At 64.9% G+C, this 15937-nt stretch carries 18 protein-coding genes; 15 read left to right on the plus strand and 3 right to left on the minus strand.

All coding sequences use genetic code 11. The features are described 5' to 3' along the window. Positions 1-17 precede the first annotated feature (17 nt). Positions 18-794, plus strand: coding sequence for a carbonate dehydratase (gene can, locus LY284_RS12120; protein WP_233386292.1), 777 nt, complete (start codon positions 18-20; stop codon positions 792-794). Next, on the plus strand, positions 787-1992 hold the full coding sequence (locus LY284_RS12125; RefSeq protein ID WP_233386294.1) for an acetyl-CoA C-acetyltransferase: 1206 nt from the start codon (positions 787-789) through the stop codon (positions 1990-1992). Before can ends, LY284_RS12125 begins: the two co-directional genes overlap by 8 nt. A gap of 42 nt (positions 1993-2034) precedes the next feature. Here LY284_RS12125 and LY284_RS12130 read toward each other — a convergent pair whose 3' ends face one another. The 3 genes from LY284_RS12130 to ubiM all read right to left on the minus strand — a co-directional run bounded on the left by LY284_RS12130 (position 2035) and on the right by ubiM (position 4013). Continuing rightward, positions 2035-2451, minus strand: a complete 417-nt coding sequence (locus LY284_RS12130; RefSeq protein ID WP_014190166.1) for a type II toxin-antitoxin system VapC family toxin — start codon at positions 2449-2451, stop codon at positions 2035-2037. After that, a complete protein-coding gene (locus LY284_RS12135; RefSeq protein ID WP_148276028.1) occupies positions 2438-2692 on the minus strand; it encodes a hypothetical protein in 255 nt (84 codons plus the stop codon). Before LY284_RS12135 ends, LY284_RS12130 begins: the two co-directional genes overlap by 14 nt. Before the next feature lie 91 nt (positions 2693-2783). Then, positions 2784-4013, minus strand: a complete 1230-nt coding sequence (gene ubiM, locus LY284_RS12140; RefSeq protein WP_309243182.1) for a 5-demethoxyubiquinol-8 5-hydroxylase UbiM — start codon at positions 4011-4013, stop codon at positions 2784-2786. Positions 4014-4101: 88 nt separating this feature from the next. On the opposite strand from ubiM, the gene LY284_RS12145 reads away from it, so the two are divergent. From LY284_RS12145 to LY284_RS12210, 13 genes are all read left to right on the plus strand, one after another. Continuing rightward, a complete protein-coding gene (locus LY284_RS12145) occupies positions 4102-4779 on the plus strand; it encodes an SDR family oxidoreductase (protein ID WP_014190164.1) in 678 nt (225 codons plus the stop codon). A 20-nt stretch (positions 4780-4799) separates the two neighbouring features. Further along, positions 4800-5408, plus strand: coding sequence for a glutathione S-transferase family protein (locus LY284_RS12150; RefSeq protein ID WP_014190163.1), 609 nt, complete (start codon positions 4800-4802; stop codon positions 5406-5408). Beyond that, entirely contained in the window at positions 5405-5824 is a 420-nt protein-coding gene (locus LY284_RS12155; RefSeq protein WP_014190162.1) for a YchJ family protein, read from the plus strand. Before LY284_RS12150 ends, LY284_RS12155 begins: the two co-directional genes overlap by 4 nt. A 327-nt stretch (positions 5825-6151) precedes the next feature. Then, positions 6152-7408, plus strand: a complete 1257-nt coding sequence (locus LY284_RS12160; protein WP_233386304.1) for a dienelactone hydrolase family protein — start codon at positions 6152-6154, stop codon at positions 7406-7408. Positions 7409-7682: 274 nt separating this feature from the next. After that, the gene (locus tag LY284_RS12165) at positions 7683-8987 is read left to right on the plus strand and encodes an adenosylmethionine--8-amino-7-oxononanoate transaminase (RefSeq protein ID WP_014190160.1); all 1305 of its coding nucleotides are present in this window, start codon (positions 7683-7685) and stop codon (positions 8985-8987) included. Then, entirely contained in the window at positions 8984-10177 is a 1194-nt protein-coding gene (gene bioF / locus LY284_RS12170) for an 8-amino-7-oxononanoate synthase (RefSeq protein ID WP_014190159.1), read from the plus strand. Before LY284_RS12165 ends, bioF begins: the two co-directional genes overlap by 4 nt. Continuing rightward, positions 10174-10875, plus strand: a complete 702-nt coding sequence (gene bioD / locus LY284_RS12175; RefSeq protein ID WP_014190158.1) for a dethiobiotin synthase — start codon at positions 10174-10176, stop codon at positions 10873-10875. The genes bioF and bioD overlap by 4 nt, the downstream gene beginning before the upstream one ends. Before the next feature lie 3 nt (positions 10876-10878). Beyond that, positions 10879-11922 (plus strand): biotin synthase BioB, encoded by a 1044-nt coding sequence (gene bioB / locus LY284_RS12180; protein WP_014190157.1) that lies wholly within the window; start codon positions 10879-10881, stop codon positions 11920-11922. Between the two features lie 17 nt (positions 11923-11939). Next, a complete protein-coding gene (locus tag LY284_RS12185; RefSeq protein WP_014190156.1) occupies positions 11940-12881 on the plus strand; it encodes a glyoxylate/hydroxypyruvate reductase A in 942 nt (313 codons plus the stop codon). Between the two features lie 27 nt (positions 12882-12908). After that, the gene (locus LY284_RS12190; protein WP_014190155.1) at positions 12909-13832 is read left to right on the plus strand and encodes a hydroxymethylglutaryl-CoA lyase; all 924 of its coding nucleotides are present in this window, start codon (positions 12909-12911) and stop codon (positions 13830-13832) included. A gap of 16 nt (positions 13833-13848) precedes the next feature. Next, positions 13849-14343: a YbaK/EbsC family protein gene (locus tag LY284_RS12195; protein ID WP_233386306.1), complete on the plus strand. Its 495-nt coding sequence runs from the start codon at positions 13849-13851 to the stop codon at positions 14341-14343. 50 nt (positions 14344-14393) lie between these two features. Next, a complete protein-coding gene (locus LY284_RS12205; RefSeq protein ID WP_014190153.1) occupies positions 14394-14951 on the plus strand; it encodes a DUF1289 domain-containing protein in 558 nt (185 codons plus the stop codon). Then, positions 14948-15859: an MBL fold metallo-hydrolase gene (locus LY284_RS12210; RefSeq protein ID WP_014190152.1), complete on the plus strand. Its 912-nt coding sequence runs from the start codon at positions 14948-14950 to the stop codon at positions 15857-15859. The genes LY284_RS12205 and LY284_RS12210 overlap by 4 nt, the downstream gene beginning before the upstream one ends. Positions 15860-15937 lie beyond the last annotated feature (78 nt).

Raw genomic sequence — 15937 nt, forward strand, 5'->3', positions numbered from 1 at the left:
CGTCCCCGCATTGCTCAATGAACATGAACGAAAGCAACGACAACAATCCCCTCGCCCATCTGTTCGCGAACAACCAGAACTGGGTCGCGCACAAGCTCGACGAGGACGCGAAATTCTTCGAGCGGCTCGCGCATCAGCAGACGCCCGAATATTTGTGGATCGGCTGCGCGGATTCGCGCGTGCCGGCGAACGAGATCATCGGCTTGCCGCCTGGCGAGGTGTTCGTGCATCGGAACATCGCGAACGTGGTCGTGCATTCGGATCTCAACTGTCTCTCGATGATCCAGTTCGCCGTCGATCTGCTGAAGGTGAAGCACATCATGGTCGTCGGCCATTACGGCTGTTCGGGCGTGGGTGCGGCGCTGGTCGGGCGGCGCGTCGGTCTCGCGGATAACTGGCTGCGTCACGTCGAGGACGTGCGCGAAAAGCACGCCGCGCTGCTCGAAGACTGGCCGATCGGCGACGCGCGGCATCGCCGGCTCGTCGAGCTGAACACGATCGAGCAGACCATTAACGTATGCCGCACGACCGTCGTCAACGATGCGTGGGCGCGCGGACAGGAACTCACCGTGCACGGCTGGACGTACGGCGTGCACGACGGCCGCCTGCGCAACATGGGCATGATGATCGGCGGCCAGGAGGAGATCGATCCGGTGTACCGGTCGTGCATCGCCGCGTTGACGCGCGGCGGCGCGCATCCCACGGAAAACGACGTGCTCGCGTCCGACGCGGCCCGTCTGGGAGACGTTCCCGGCGTCATTCGAGACGTCATCAAGGAGATGAAACATGAGTGAGACACAGAAAGACCCGCTGCAAGACCCGATCGTTATCGTTTCGGCGGCGCGCACGCCGATGGCCGCGTTTCAGGGCGACTTCGCCACGCTGACCGCGCCGCAACTCGGCGCTGCGGCGATTGCCGCGGCAATCGAACGCGCGGGCGTGAAGCCCGAGCAGATCGACGAGGCGATCATGGGCTGCGTGCTGCCCGCAGGACAAGGCCAAGCGCCCGCGCGTCAGGCCGCGCTCGGCGCGGGGCTGCCGCTCTCCACCGGCTCGACGACCGTCAACAAGATGTGCGGTTCCGGCATGCGCGCCGCCATGTTCGCGCATGACATGCTGCTCGCCGGCTCGGTCGATGTGATCGTCGCGGGCGGCATGGAGAGCATGACGAATGCGCCGTATCTGCTGCCGAAAGCGCGCGGCGGCATGCGCATGGGGCATGGCCAGGTGCTCGATCACATGTTCCTCGACGGCCTCGAAGACGCGTACGAGAAAGGCCGTTTGATGGGCACGTTCGCGGAGCAATGCGCGTCGTCGTATGCGTTTTCGCGGGAGTCGCAGGATGCGTTCGCGATCGAATCGCTGCGGCGCGCGCAGCGGGCGAACGAGGACGGCTCGTTCAAGTGGGAGATCGCGCCGGTGACGGTGCTGGGCAGGAAGGGCGATATCGTTGTCGAGCGCGACGAGCAGCCGTTCAAGGCCAACATCGAAAAGATTGCCTCGCTCAAGCCGGCGTTCGCGAAAGACGGCACGGTGACGGCGGCGAATTCGTCGTCGATTTCGGACGGCGCCGCGGCGCTCGTGATGATGCGGGAATCGACGGCGTTGCGGCTCGGCGTGAATCCGGTTGCGCGCGTCGTCGGGCATAGCACGTTCGCGCAGCAGCCGGCGTTGTTCACGACGGCTCCCGTGGGCGCTATCCGCAAGCTGTTCGACAAGAACGGCTGGCGTGCGGGCGATGTCGATCTTTACGAGATCAACGAGGCGTTCGCCGTCGTGACGATGGCCGCGATGCGCGAGCACGATCTGCCGCACGACAAGGTCAATGTGAATGGCGGCGCTTGCGCGCTCGGGCATCCGATCGGCGCTTCGGGCGCGCGGATTCTTGTTACGTTGATCGGCGCGTTGAAGGCGCGTGGGTTGAAGCGTGGGGTGGCGAGTTTGTGTATTGGCGGCGGGGAGGCTACGGCGATGGGGATCGAGCTGGTTTGAGGGTTTTGGGGCGGCCCGGGGGACGCCGGGCCGAAGTCGTCATTATTCGAAGGGGTTCAGCGTTTCGACACCCGTTTCCTCAAAGTCTCGGACGTTGCGCGTGACGACCGTCAGCCCGTGAAAAAGAGCTGTTGCAGCGATGAGCTTATCCAAGGCCGGTTCAGGATGCGGCGCGCGCAAGTTTCCCCATAGCCCGCCGATTTCCCTGCCTGCCGGCAGGATTTTCTTGTCGTACTCCCGCAGGACGTTGTTCACCCACTTCTCGAGCCTCGCGGCCTGCCGTGCGTCGCCCCTGCGGCGCACGCGCTCGACGCCCTGCCGAAGTTCCGCGACCGTAACGACGGACAGGTGAACGACCCGCTTGTCACCCTTGGCCCGCTCGAAGAACGCGCGAACGCCTTCGTTAGCACGCTCCTCCCGCCTGGTTTCGCTGAGCACGTTCGTATCAGCCAGATACATCGGAGGCTCCCCGGTCCGGGTGACGATCGAAGAAGTTCTCCTCCACGTCGAGCTTAGGAAAATTCAGGAGATGCTCGATGAAACGACTGTTGTACTCCGGGCTATCGATATATTCCTCGGGCGTCCCCTTTCTGCTTTCCACCTCGAGCTTGCGCCGAATGGCCGCTTGCTCTGCGTACTCCCGAATCTCTTCGGCGGATATGTTCCACGGCGCTTTCTGCCGGACGATCTTTCCATACATGCTCGGCTCCTTCGACATTGCGACAGCCGTCACTCTACCGACCCCGCCCGAAAGATACCTAGTCGTCCAAACGAAATAGGCTAAATCTCACTCACCCCGCCAACGACATCGCCACCGCGCGCTTGAACGGCGTCCACCGCTCGCCGATCCGCAGCATCGCATCGCGCGCGATCCTCGCCGGCAGCGAGTCCCGCGTATACACCTCAGTGATAAACCGCGTAATCAGATAAAGCGGCCGCGTCGCCAGCCTGTGTTCCCGCTCATACCGCGCGAGCAACGCATCGCTCGCGATATCCAGCCCCGCCGCGCGCGCATCCGCAATCGCACTCGCCAACATTTCGATACCCGCCAGCCCGAAGTTGAACCCGTGCGCCGTCACCGGATGCATGCCGACCGCCGCATCGCCGGCCGTCGCAAAGCGCTTCGCCACAAAGCGCTTCGGATAAACCGACACGAGCGGATAAACATGCCGCGTCGAGCGCAGCGACATTGCGCCGAGGCGTCGTTCGAAACGGCGTTCGATCTCGCGATCGAAGGCATCGGCATCGAGTTGATTCAGTTGTTCGATCTCGCGCGCGCCGAGCGTCACCACGACCGACGACCGATGCGCGCCGCTCTGCGGATCTGCATTCATCGGCAAAAGCGCGAGCGTCTGCCGATGGCCGAACCATTCCCACGCTGCGTGATCGTGCGGCGCCTCGTGCGTCATGCAGCACACGAGCATCGACTTGCCGAAATCGTGCATCTCGGCGGCGATGCCCATCATGCGGCGCGTCGCGGAGAAACGGCTGTCCGCCGCCACGACCAGTTGCGCCGTGAGCGTCGCGCCGCTTTCGAGCCGCACGCGCGCGCCGCACGCGTCGGTATCGAGATCGGTCACGCATTCCGACGCCATCACGCGAATCTGCGCACCCGAATTGCGAAGATGCTCGACCGCCTCGAACGCCGCGCGCCGGATCAGATGGTTCGACACCAGCCAGCCGAGTTCGGCGTGGCCGCTCAAGGCGTGGCCGATCTTCATCGAGAACGGCGACGATCCGTTGAAGACGCGCGCGTCGGCAAGCTGAGATTTCGCGTGCGCATCGATGCGCTCCCACGCGCCGAGCGTCCTCAGGTACGCGACAGATTTTTGCGTCAAGGCGATCTCGCGCCCGTCGAAGGCCGGCTCGCGCAGCGCATCGATACTTTGCTGCTCGACGAGCACGATCGACAAACCCGCGCGGCTCAACGCATTCGCGAGACACAAGCCGGCCGGCCCCGCGCCGACGATCACGACATCGGTATGCATCATCTTCGTGGTCTTACGTATTCGAAAGCGCACAACGATAGCCGAAACGCCGCCGAACGCGGCGCGACAGCGGGTCGCGCGCTATAGTCGCAAGGTCGCCCACACACGGAATGGTTCGCTCATGAAAACGGTATTGATCGTCGGCGCGTCGCGCGGTCTCGGCCACGAGTTCGCCCGCGAATATGTTCGCGACGGCTGGCGCGTGCTCGCCACGGCCCGCGATAAAGCCTCGCTCTCCGCGCTCGACGCGATGGGCGCGCAAACCTTCCCCCTCGACGTCACGCAACCCGAGCAGATCGCCGCGCTCGCATGGCAGCTCGACGAAGAAAAGCTCGACGTGGCGATCGTCGTGTCGGGCGTGTACGGCCCGCGCACGGAAGGCGTCGAAGCCATCGCCGCGGAGGATTTCGATCAGGTGATGCACACCAACGTGCGCGGCCCGATGCAGCTGATTCCTGTGCTCCTGCCGCTCACCGATGCCGCCGGCGGCGTGCTCGCGGTCGTGTCGAGCAAGATGGGCAGCATCGCCGAGGCGAGCGGCACGACCGGCTGGCTGTATCGCGCGAGCAAGGCAGCGCTCAATTCGGCGCTGAAGTCGGCGTCGCTCGAATCGCGCCATTCGGCGTGCATCGCGCTGCATCCGGGCTGGGTGCGCACGGAGATGGGCGGGCCGTCGGCGGCGATCGACGTTGCGCACAGCGTCTCGGGCATGCGCGCGGTCATCGCCGAAGCGGGCGCGCTGCGCGAACAGTTCAACGGCAGCTTCGTGCAGTACGACGGCACGAAAATCGAATGGTGAAACCTCAACGAGGAGCGAAAGTGAGTTATCAGGTACACGGCGTGTCCGCATCCGGCAACTGCTACAAGGTTCGCCTCGTCCTCGAACAGCTCGGCCTGCCTTACGTCTGGCACGAAGTCGACATGATGAACGGCGCGACCCGCACCGACGCATTCAAAAAGCTCAATCCGAACGGCAAGGTGCCGGTGCTCGTCATCGACGATGACACCACGCTCGCCGAATCCGGCGCGATTCTCGCCTATCTCGCCGACGGCTCGCCGCTCCTTCCCGCCGACCGGCTCGAACGCGCGCAAGTGCTGCAATGGATGTTCTTCGAGCAATACAGTCACGAGCCGTTCGTCGCGGTGGCGCGCTTCATCCTGCAATTCCTGAAGCAGCCCGACGACGCCCGCCTGCCCGACAGGATCGCGGGCTCGTACCGCGCGCTCGACGTAATGGAACGGCATCTCGCGACGCGCGCGTTCTTCGTCGGCGAGCGCTACACGATTGCGGATATCGCGCTGTACGCGTACACGCACGTCGCGGATCAGGCGAATGTCGATTTGTCGCGCTATCCGGCGATCCGCGCGTGGCTCGATCGCGTGCGCAGCCAGCCGCGTCACGTCGAGATGCCGGGCGTCGCTGAATGAAGCCGCTGGATTGCCCTTGCGGCGGCGCCGCGCCCGGCCAGCGACCGGATGCACGCGCGCCGCGCTACGACGATTGCTGCGGGCGTTTCGTCGAACGCGGCGAAGCGCCCGCGAACGCAATGGAACTGATGCGTTCGCGCTACACCGCCTACGTGCTCGGCGACACGGCGTATCTGAGCGCAACATGGGCCGAATCGACCTGCCCGCCCGACCTCGACGCTTCCGGCGACGGCACGCGCTGGCTCGGCCTGCAAATCAGACGCCATACGAAAATCGATGCCGATCACGAAGAAGTCGAGTTCGTCGCGCGCTACAAGACGGGCGGGCGCGCGCATCGGCTCCACGAAGCCAGCCGGTTCACGCGCAACGCCGCCGGACGATGGATATATGTCGATGGTCAGATAAAAGAAAAGTAAATATGGACTTCAGAAATATAGCGCGCGCCGCGGTAGTAATTTCCTAAGAATTTCCTTTCAGATTAAACAGTTACGGGGTTGCACTTATTGTGCAGTGCAATTTTGAACGGTTAATCTCTGTTACGTCAGGGCGCAGTCATTTCCGTGCCCGGACGTTCGCAGCGATGCCCCGTTTTGAAGCCAATTGTCATGCCTTATTCGGGCATGACTCCCGGAACCCGCAGCCGATACTGCTCAATACGAGCAGCGCGATAGGTTTGACTTCAAAAGTTGTCAGGGTCACGCCGTATCAACGCATTGATTGGAAGCGCGGTCGGAGTTCAACGGATGGCGATCAGAACTTGGTTAGTCGGATGCAGCATGGTGTGCTCGCTCGCGACGTCGTTCGTCACATCCGTGGCGCGCGCCGAACCCATCGGCGGCGTGCGTCAGTCCGAAGGTCTCCAGGCGCCCGCGTTCACGCAATCGCTTTCGCGCATCCCCGATTCGCTCGACGCCGGCCTGCCCGCCGTCGCGAACGGTCTGAATGAAAGCGTCATCGACATTCCCGAAGGCGATATCGCGCTCGAAACCACCGTGTTCAAGCCGGACGGCGCGGGTCCGTTCCCGATGATCGTCTTCAATCACGGCAAGCTGCCCGGCGATTCGCACGCGCAGCCGCGCAATCGTCCGGTCGCGCTCGCGCGTGAATTCGTGCGCCACGGCTACGTGGTGGTCGTGCCGAACCGCCGCGGCTTCGCGGGCTCGGGCGGCGATTACACGGGTCACGGCTGCAACGTCGAGGCGAACGGCTTCGCGCAGGCGCAGGACGTCGCCGCGACCGTCGCGTACATGAGCGCGCAATCGTATGTGGACAAGACGCATATCGTGGTCGCGGGCACGTCGCACGGCGGCCTGACGACGATCGCTTATGGCGCGCGCGATGCCGTCGCGGCGCCCGGCGTGCGCGGCCTCATCAACTTTTCCGGCGGACTGCGTCAGGACGAATGCGCGGGCTGGCAAAAGAATCTCGTCAACGCGTTCGGCGCTTACGGCGAGCATGTGCGCCTGCCCTCGCTGTGGCTCTACGGCGACAACGATTCGGTCTGGCAAGGCGATCTCTCCGCGCAGATGTACGCCGCGTTCACGTCGCACGGCGCGCGCTCGAGCATGGTCGATTTCGGCACCTACAAGAACGACGCGCACCGGCTGGTCGGCGATCGCGACGGCGTGCAGGTCTGGTGGCCGCGCGTGAAGGCGTTCCTCGCGCAGATCGGCATGCCGACGTCCGTGCAATATCAGGTTTCCGAGCCGCACATGCCGAAGGCGACCACCTTCGCCGATCTCGACGCGGTGCAGTCCGTGCCCTTTCTCGATGACAATGGCCGCGCCGGCTATCGCAATTTCCTGTCGCAGTATTCGAGCCGCGCGTTCGCGGTTTCGGATTCCGGCGCGTGGTCGTGGGCCGAAGGCGGCGACGATCCGATGGCCGTCGCCATCGCGAGTTGCCAGAAGCAGAGCGCGGACCCGTGCAAGCTCTATGCGGTGAACAATCGCGTCGTCTGGAACGATCAGGCGGCCGAGACGCAGACCGCCTCGCGCTGAAACGCGCTTTCCCGCACGTCTCGAACGCCGGCCTTCGCGCCGGCGTTTTTGCGTCTTTCGCGCGACAACGCATCGAAATCGGCGAAGTTAGAGGCGATAGCGCGTTTTCGCATTTCCATTGCGCGCACACGCATGGCGCAAAAACCTTCCGAATACGGAAGGTTGCGCATGTTTTAGGGATAATTGACGCACGCAGTTTTCCCAGCAACGCAGGCGCTTCGATGCCTGCCCGAAGTATCCGGCCCGGCATCGTGCGCGGGCCTCGGAGCCGTTTTTGAACACAGAAGCCAATCAGGACTGGGTTGCCCGCTCGCTTGCAGCCGTGTGGCATCCGTGCACCCAGATGAAGCATCACGAACGCGCGCCGCTCGTGCCGATCGCACGCGGCAAGGGCGCGTGGCTCTACGACCACGAAGGCAAGCGCTATCTCGATGCGATCAGCTCGTGGTGGGTGAATCTCTTCGGCCACGCGAACGACGACATCAACCGCGCGCTCAAGGATCAGCTCGACACGCTCGAACACGCGATGCTCGCGGGCTGCACGCACACGAGCGCCGTCGAGCTGGCCGAGCGCCTCTCCGCGCTCACGCAGCACACGCTCGGCCATGCGTTTTTCGCGTCGGATGGCGCGTCGGCGGTCGAGATCGCGCTGAAGATGAGCTTTCACTACTGGCGCAATCGCGGACAGAGCGACAAGCGCGAGTTCGCCTGTCTCGCGAACAGCTACCACGGCGAGACCATCGGCGCGCTCGGCGTCACCGATGTCGCCATCTTCAAGGACGCTTACGATCCGCTGATTCGCCACGCGCACGTGGTCGCGTCGCCGGGCGCGGCGGGCGTCGATGAAGCCATCGCCGCGATGCGCGCGCTGTTCGAGCGACGCGCGGCGCATCTCGCGGCGGTGATCGTCGAGCCGCTCGTGCAATGCGCGGCGGGCATGTCGATGTACGACGCGTCGTATCTCACGCAACTGCGCGCCTTGTGCGACGAATTCGGCGTCCACCTGATCGCCGATGAAATCGCGGTCGGCTGCGGGCGCACCGGGACGTTTTTCGCGTGCGAGCAGGCGAATATCTGGCCGGATTTCGTGTGTCTCTCGAAGGGCATCAGTGGCGGCTACCTGCCGCTTTCGATCGTGCTCACGCGCGACGCGATCTACGCCGCCTTCTACGACGACGACGTCACGCGCGGCTTTCTGCATTCGCATTCGTACACGGGCAATCCGCTCGCGTGCCGCGCCGCGCTGGCGACGCTCGATCTGTTCGAAAGCGCGAACGTGCTTGCGGAAAATCGCCGCAAATCGGCGCTGTTGAACGAAGCGCTCAAGCCGCTGGCGCAACACGAACGCGTACGCAATCTGCGCAATCGCGGCACGATCTTCGCGTTCGACGTCGATATCGCCGACAAAACGTTCTCGCGCCGCTTCTTCGCTCAGGCATTGCAGCGCGAACTGCTGATGCGCCCGATCGGCACGACCGTCTACGCGATGCCGCCGTACATCCTCACCGACGACGAGCTCCATCTCCTCGCGCGACGCATGCGCGAAACGCTCGACGCCACTCTTGCGGAGACAGCATGAACACCGCCACTTCGCAAGCGCTGTACGACACGCTAAAACAGGGCCTCGCCGATATCGACGCGCGCGGCCTGCGCCGCCGCCGCAAGACCATCGACAGCGCGTGCTCGGCGCATATGACCGTCGATGGCCGCGAGATCGTCGGCTTCGCGAGCAACGATTATCTCGGCATCGCCGCGCACGAGGCGATCCGCGCGGCGCTGGCCGAAGGCGCGTCGCGCTACGGCGCGGGCAGCGGCGGCTCGCACTTGCTCGGCGGCCATTCGCGCGCGCACGCGCAACTCGAAGACGATCTCGCCGCGTTCTCGGGCGGTTTCGTCGACACGCCGCGCGCGCTCTACTTCAGCACCGGCTACATGGCGAATCTCGCCGTGGTGACGGCGCTCGCCGGACGCGGCACGCTCGTGTTCTCCGACGCGCTGAATCACGCGTCGCTGATCGACGGCGTGCGACTTTCGCGCGCAGAGACGCAGATTTATCCGCACGCGGACATGCAGGCGCTCGACGCCATGCTCGACGCCTCCGGCGATAGCGCCGCGACGAAACTGATCGTCACCGACACGGTGTTCAGCATGGACGGCGATATCGCGCCGCTCGAACGTCTGGTCCAGCTTGCGGAAAAGTACGGCGCGTGGCTCGTCGTCGACGACGCGCACGGTTTCGGCGTGCTCGGCCCGCAGGGTCGCGGCGCGCTCGCGGCGCTGCAGTTGCGCTCGCCGCATCTCGTCTATGTCGGCACGCTCGGCAAGGCGGCGGGCGTGTCAGGCGCGTTCGTCGCGGCGGATGAAACCGTCGTCGAATGGCTCGTGCAGCGCGCGCGTCCGTATATCTTCACGACGGCGTCGCCGCCCGCGGTCGCGCATGCGGTGTCGAAGAGCATCGAAATCATCGGGGGCGCGGAAGGCGATCAGCGGCGCGCGCATCTCGCGTCGCTCATCGAAACCACGCGTGCGATGCTCAAACGCACGCGCTGGATGCCGGTCGATTCGCATACCGCCGTGCAGCCGCTCGTGATCGGCGGCAACGACGAAACGCTCGCCATCGCCGCCGCGCTCGACAAGCACGGCCTCTGGGTGCCCGCGATTCGTCCGCCGACGGTCCCGCAGAACACGTCGCGCCTGCGCATTTCGCTTTCCGCCGCGCACAGCGAAGACGATCTTGCGCGGCTCGATCACGCCCTGAACAGCCTATGAGCGCTTTATCTTTCTTCGTCGCCGGAACGGATACCGAGATCGGCAAGACCTTCGTCTCGTGCGCGCTGCTGCACGGCTTCGCGCGCGCGGGCCTCTCCGCCGCCGCAATGAAACCGATCGCCTCGGGCGCGATCGAACGCGACGGCGTGCTGCACAACGAAGACGCCGATCAGCTCGACGCCGCCGCGAACGTCGCGCTGCCGAACGACATTCGCACGCCGTTCATGATGCGCGAGCCGATCGCGCCGCACATCGCCGCGGCGCGCGAAGGCATTGCGCTGGATATTTCAAAGATCGTCGACGCGCATCGCTTTGCCGTCACGAAAGCGGATATCGTCGTGGTCGAAGGCGTCGGCGGCTTTCGCGTGCCGCTGACCGACACGCACGACACCGCCGATCTCGCCGTCGCGCTGAATCTGCCGGTGGTGCTCGTCGTCGGCATGCGGCTCGGCTGCATCAGCCATGCGCTCCTGACCGCCGAGGCGATCGCGTCGCGCGGGTTGAAGCTCGCGGGCTGGGTCGCGAATCGCATCGATCCGGCCATGCTGTACCCGGAAGAGAACATCGCTTCACTGAAACAACGCATCGACGCGCCGCTCATCGGCGTGATTCCGCATCTCGCGCCGAACGACGCAAAGCGCGCCGCCGAGGCGCTCGATATCGGCGTTCTGACTCACCCGCTTCATCGAAAGGATTGAACCATGACGCAACAAATCGCTGCCGAGACCCCTTCCACGGCCACGCCGCAACCGATGCAGCGCTGGCGCGTCGCCGATGTCGTCGCGCTGTACGCGTTGCCGTTCAACGATCTGCTGTATCGCGCGCAGACCGTGCATCGCGAAAACTTCGATCCGAACGCGGTGCAGCTTTCCACGCTGCTTTCCATCAAGACGGGCGGCTGCGAGGAAGACTGCGCGTATTGCCCGCAGTCGGTGCATCACGACACGGGCCTGAAGGCCGAAAAGCTGATGGACGTCGATGAAGTCCTGAAAGCGGCCGAAGTCGCGAAGTCCAACGGCGCGACGCGCTTTTGCATGGGCGCGGCGTGGCGCAATCCGAAGGACCGGCATCTGGAACCGATCAAGGACATGATTCGCGGCGTGAAGGCGATGGGCCTCGAAACCTGCGTGACGCTCGGCATGCTCGAAGCGCATCAGGCGCAGGCGCTGAGCGATGCGGGCCTCGATTACTACAACCACAATCTGGATACGTCGCCGGAGTTCTACGGCCAGATCATCTCGACGCGCACGTATCAGGACCGGCTCGACACGCTGGAGCGCGTGCGCGACGCGGGCATCAACGTGTGCTGCGGCGGGATCGTCGGCATGGGCGAATCGCGGCGCGAGCGCGCGGGGCTGATCTCGCAGCTCGCGAACATGGAGCCGTATCCGGAATCGGTGCCGATCAACAATCTCGTGCAGGTCTCGGGCACGCCGCTCACCGGCACGGAAGCGCTCGATCCGTTCGAGTTCGTGCGCACGATCGCGGTGGCGCGCATCACGATGCCCAAAGCCATGGTGCGCCTCTCCGCGGGCCGCGAGCAGATGGACGAAGCGCTGCAGGCGCTGTGCTTCGCGGCGGGCGCGAATTCGATCTTCTACGGCGACCAGCTTCTGACGACGAGCAATCCGCAAGCCGAAGCCGACCGCAAGCTGATCGAGCGTCTGGGCATGCGCGCGGACGCTGCGCAGAATGTGAGCGTCGAGCAGGCGGAGCGTGCCTGCGGACACTCGCACGCCAACTGAACCCGATCGATGCGGCCATGAAAATCATCTTCTACGAACAGAACGCGGACCTCGACGCCTGGCTCGGCGGCCTGCGCCGCGAGTTGCCGGATGCGGACCTGCGCGTCTGGGAACCGGGCGACACGGCTCCCGCCGATTACGCGATCGTCTGGCGCGCGCCGCACGAGCTATTTGCGAATCGCCCCGATCTTCAGGCCGTGTTCAATCTCGGCGCGGGCGTCGATGCGATCCTCGATGTCGAGCGCAAGGAACCCGGCACGCTGCCGCCGAACGCGAAGCTCGTGCGTCTCGAAGACACGGGCATGGCGCAGCAGATGGTCGAATACGCGACGTATTGCGTGCTGCGCTATCTGCGCCGCTTCGACGAATACGATGCGCTTAAGCGCGAAGGCCGCTGGCAGAAGCTGCCGCAGCACCCGCGCGAATCGTTCACGGTCGGCGTGCTCGGCCTCGGCGTGCTGGGCGGCGAAGTGGCGAAGGGCTTGCTGAAACTCGGCGTGCCCGTGCGCGGTTACAGCCGCACGCCGAAGACGATCGAAGGCGTGCAGGTCCACGCGGGCGCGGAACAGCTCGACGCCTTCCTCGACGGCGTGAAGGTGCTCGTCAATCTGTTGCCGCATACGCCGGACACCGAGGGCATGCTGAACGCGCGCACGTTCGCCCGGCTCGCGCGCGGCGCGTATCTCGTGAACGTGGCGCGCGGCCCGCATCTCGTCGATGACGACCTGCTCGCCGCGCTCGACAGCGGCCAGCTCGCCGCCGCGACGCTCGATGTCTTCCACACCGAGCCGCTGCCGCCGGATCACGCGTTCTGGACGCATCCGCGCGTGACGGTCACGCCGCACATTTCGGCGGAAACGCTGCGCGAGGAAAGCATCGTGCAGATCGCCGGCAAGATCAGGGCGCTCGCGCGCGGCGAGCCGATCAGCGGCATCGTCGATTTCAGGCGCGGATACTGAACCCATCGCATAGAAAAGGAGACAGCCATGATTCCGTCAAAAGTGAAAATCGTCGAAGTCGGGCCGCGCGACGGCCTGCAGAACGAGAAAGAATTCGTGCCCACCGAAACCAAGATCGAGCTCGTCAACCGGCTCGCGCGGGCGGGCATCGTGAACGTGGAATCGACCTCGTTCGTGTCGGCGAAGTGGGTGCCGCAAATGTCCGACGCCGCCGCCGTCATGACCGGCATCGAGCGCCGTCCAGGCACGATCTACTCGGTGCTGACGCCCAACATGCGCGGCTTCGAAGGCGCGCTCGAATCGAAAGCGGACGAAATCGTGATCTTCGGCGCGGCGAGCGAGGCGTTCTCGCAGAAGAACATCAATTGCAGCATCGCGGAGAGCATCGCGCGTTTCGAGCCGGTCGCCAAGGCCGCGAAAGACGCGGGCATGCGGCTGCGCGGCAGCATCTCGTGCGCGCTCGGCTGTCCGTATCAGGGCGAAGTGAGCATCGAATCGGTCGTGGATGTCGTCGAGCGCATGAAGGCGCTCGGCTGCGATGAAATCGACATCGCGGACACGATCGGCGTCGGCACGCCCAAACGCACGCGCGAAGTGATGGCGGCGGTGCAGAAGGTGTTTCCGCGCGAGCGTCTGTCCGGCCATTTCCACGATACGTACGGCCAGGCCGTCGGCAACATCTATGCGGCGCTGCTCGAAGGCATCGAGATTTATCACGCGTCGGTCGCGGGTCTCGGCGGCTGTCCGTATGCGAAGGGCGCGACCGGCAATGTCGCGACGGAAGACGTCGTGTATCTGATGAACGGGCTCGGCATCGAGACGGGCGTCGATCTCGATCAGCTCGTCGAGATCGGCGATTTCATTTCGCGCGCCATCAACAAGCCGAGTTCGTCGCGCGCGGGCCGTGCGATCCTCACGAAGAAGCGCGACGGCGCCGCCGCTTGCGCCTGAGCCGAAAAGGAACACGATGATCGATTCATTACCCGAATCCGCGCGCCGCGTCGCGCTCATGTTGAAGGAACGCGGGCATCCGCACGACGTCGTGATGCTGCCCGAGACCGGCAAGACGTCGGCGGAAGCGGCGGCGGGGCTCGGCTGTGCGGTCGCGCAGATCGCGAAGTCGATTCTCTTTCGCCGCAAGAAAGACGACTCGCCCGTGCTCGTGATCGCGAGCGGCGCGAATCGCGTCGATGAAGCCAAGGTCGCGGCGCGCGTCGGCGAACTGGCGCGCGCGGACGCGAAGTTCGTGCGCGAGAAAACCGGCTACGCGATCGGCGGCGTGTGCCCGATCGGCCACGCGGTCACGCCGGTCACGCTCATCGACGAAGACTTGCTCGCGCTCGACAGCCTGTGGGCCGCCGCCGGGCATCCGCACGCGGTGTTCAATCTGTCGCCGCAGGAGTTGATCGAGCTGACGGGCGCGCCCGTCGCGGACGTCGCGCTGCGCGAAGTCGTGTCGTAATGCGCGAAGTCATGACCGAGATCGCGTCGCCGTGCGTCGACGTGTGCCGCATGAATCCGGAAACCGGCTTCTGCGACGGCTGTTTTCGCACGCTCGACGAAATCGCCGCGTGGGCCGCCTGCGACGATGACGCAAAGCGCGCCGTGCTCGCGCGCGTCGAGAGCCGCCGGCAAGGCGCGCGCGTCGTGACGATCGGCGAATCGTTCGACGCGACGCTCGAACTGCCGCCCGACTCGATCAGGCATTTCGCGACGCTCGTCAACGACACGAACCCGCTGCATCACGACGACGCCTATGCGCGCGCGAGCCGCTTCGGCACGCTGATCGCATCGGGCACGCAGCCGACCGCGCATCTCATGGCGATGCTCGCCGCGCATTTCTCGCGCGACGCGCAGCCGCTCGGCCTGGAGTTCGGCATCAAACTGACGCGCGCGGTGAAGGCGAACGACGTGCTCACGATGCACTGGCGCGTCACCGAAGCGAAGTGGAAACCGAGCCTGAACGGCGATCTCGTGAAGCTCGAAGGCGGCGCGCGCAATCAGCTCGGCGAAAGCGTAATGAAAGCGACGGCGACCATCGTCGTCATGCCACTGGAGAAAGGCGCATGAAGGCGCTGCCCGAGTCGATCACGGTGCTCGAACGCGGATGGCTCTCGTCGAACAACGTGCTGTTCACGAGCGCGGCGGGCACGGCGATGGTCGATACGGGCTATGCGTCGCATGCGCCGCAGACGCTGGCGCTCGTGCGGCGCACGCTCGGCGCGCGCGGGCTCGATCTGATCGTCAATACGCATCTTCATTCGGATCATTGCGGCGGCAATGCGCTGCTCCAGCAAACCTATGCGTGCGACACGCTGATTCCCGCGAGCGAAGCGCACGCCGTACGCGCGTGGGACGAAGAAGCGCTCACTTTCCGCGCGACCGGCCAGCGCTGCGATCGTTTCGGCTTCACGGGCACGATCGAAAACGGCATGATGCTCGCGCTCGGCGGCTTCGACTGGAACGTGCTCGGCGCGCCGGGCCACGATCCGCATTCGCTGATGCTGTATTGCCCGGAGACGCGCGTGCTCATCAGCGCGGACGCGTTGTGGGAAAACGGCTTCGGCGTGATCTTTCCCGAACTGGAAGGCGAAAGCGGCTTCGCGGAAGAGCGCGCCGTGCTCGATCTCATCTCGACGCTCGACGTGGAGATCGTCATTCCGGGACACGGCGCGCCGTTCACCGACGTTGCGCGCGCGCTCGATACGGCGGCTTCGCGCCTCGACTATCTGCGGGCCGATCCCGCGCGCAACGCGAAGAACGCGCTCAAGGTGCTGATCGTCTTCAAGTTGATGGAAGCGCGCGCCATGCCGTTCGAGGCAATCCTCTCGATGACGGAACACGCCCGCGCGATGCGCGCCGCCGCCGATACGCTCGCGGCGTCTCACGAACGCCGTGCGCTCGTCGAAAAGATCGTGGGGGAACTGGCGCGCGGCGGCTCGGTGAAGGTGAGCGGCGACGTCGTCTCGGCGGCGTAACGCACACGCGCCGGTAAAAAGGAAAACCAAAAAGAAAGCCGCTTGTCAGCTACGGCAAGCGGCAGAATCATATGGACG

This window comes from Caballeronia sp. PC1 (genome assembly GCF_021353155.1).
In the GTDB taxonomy this organism is placed as follows: domain Bacteria; phylum Pseudomonadota; class Gammaproteobacteria; order Burkholderiales; family Burkholderiaceae; genus Caballeronia; species Caballeronia cordobensis.

What these genes read in the sequence shown, in the direction of transcription:
- can (WP_233386292.1), top strand. Translation starts at nt 18, where the DNA reads ATGAACATGAACGAAAGCAACGACAACAATCCCCTCGCCCATCTGTTC.
- LY284_RS12125 (WP_233386294.1), top strand. Translation starts at nt 787, where the DNA reads ATGAGTGAGACACAGAAAGACCCGCTGCAAGACCCGATCGTTATCGTT.
- LY284_RS12130 (WP_014190166.1), bottom strand. Translation starts at nt 2,451, where the DNA reads ATGTATCTGGCTGATACGAACGTGCTCAGCGAAACCAGGCGGGAGGAG.
- LY284_RS12135 (WP_148276028.1), bottom strand. Translation starts at nt 2,692, where the DNA reads ATGTATGGAAAGATCGTCCGGCAGAAAGCGCCGTGGAACATATCCGCC.
- LY284_RS12145 (WP_014190164.1), top strand. Translation starts at nt 4,102, where the DNA reads ATGAAAACGGTATTGATCGTCGGCGCGTCGCGCGGTCTCGGCCACGAG.
- LY284_RS12155 (WP_014190162.1), top strand. Translation starts at nt 5,405, where the DNA reads ATGAAGCCGCTGGATTGCCCTTGCGGCGGCGCCGCGCCCGGCCAGCGA.
- LY284_RS12160 (WP_233386304.1), top strand. Translation starts at nt 6,152, where the DNA reads ATGGCGATCAGAACTTGGTTAGTCGGATGCAGCATGGTGTGCTCGCTC.
- bioF (WP_014190159.1), top strand. Translation starts at nt 8,984, where the DNA reads ATGAACACCGCCACTTCGCAAGCGCTGTACGACACGCTAAAACAGGGC.
- bioD (WP_014190158.1), top strand. Translation starts at nt 10,174, where the DNA reads ATGAGCGCTTTATCTTTCTTCGTCGCCGGAACGGATACCGAGATCGGC.
- bioB (WP_014190157.1), top strand. Translation starts at nt 10,879, where the DNA reads ATGACGCAACAAATCGCTGCCGAGACCCCTTCCACGGCCACGCCGCAA.
- LY284_RS12185 (WP_014190156.1), top strand. Translation starts at nt 11,940, where the DNA reads ATGAAAATCATCTTCTACGAACAGAACGCGGACCTCGACGCCTGGCTC.
- LY284_RS12190 (WP_014190155.1), top strand. Translation starts at nt 12,909, where the DNA reads ATGATTCCGTCAAAAGTGAAAATCGTCGAAGTCGGGCCGCGCGACGGC.
- LY284_RS12195 (WP_233386306.1), top strand. Translation starts at nt 13,849, where the DNA reads ATGATCGATTCATTACCCGAATCCGCGCGCCGCGTCGCGCTCATGTTG.
- LY284_RS12205 (WP_014190153.1), top strand. Translation starts at nt 14,394, where the DNA reads ATGAATCCGGAAACCGGCTTCTGCGACGGCTGTTTTCGCACGCTCGAC.
- LY284_RS12210 (WP_014190152.1), top strand. Translation starts at nt 14,948, where the DNA reads ATGAAGGCGCTGCCCGAGTCGATCACGGTGCTCGAACGCGGATGGCTC.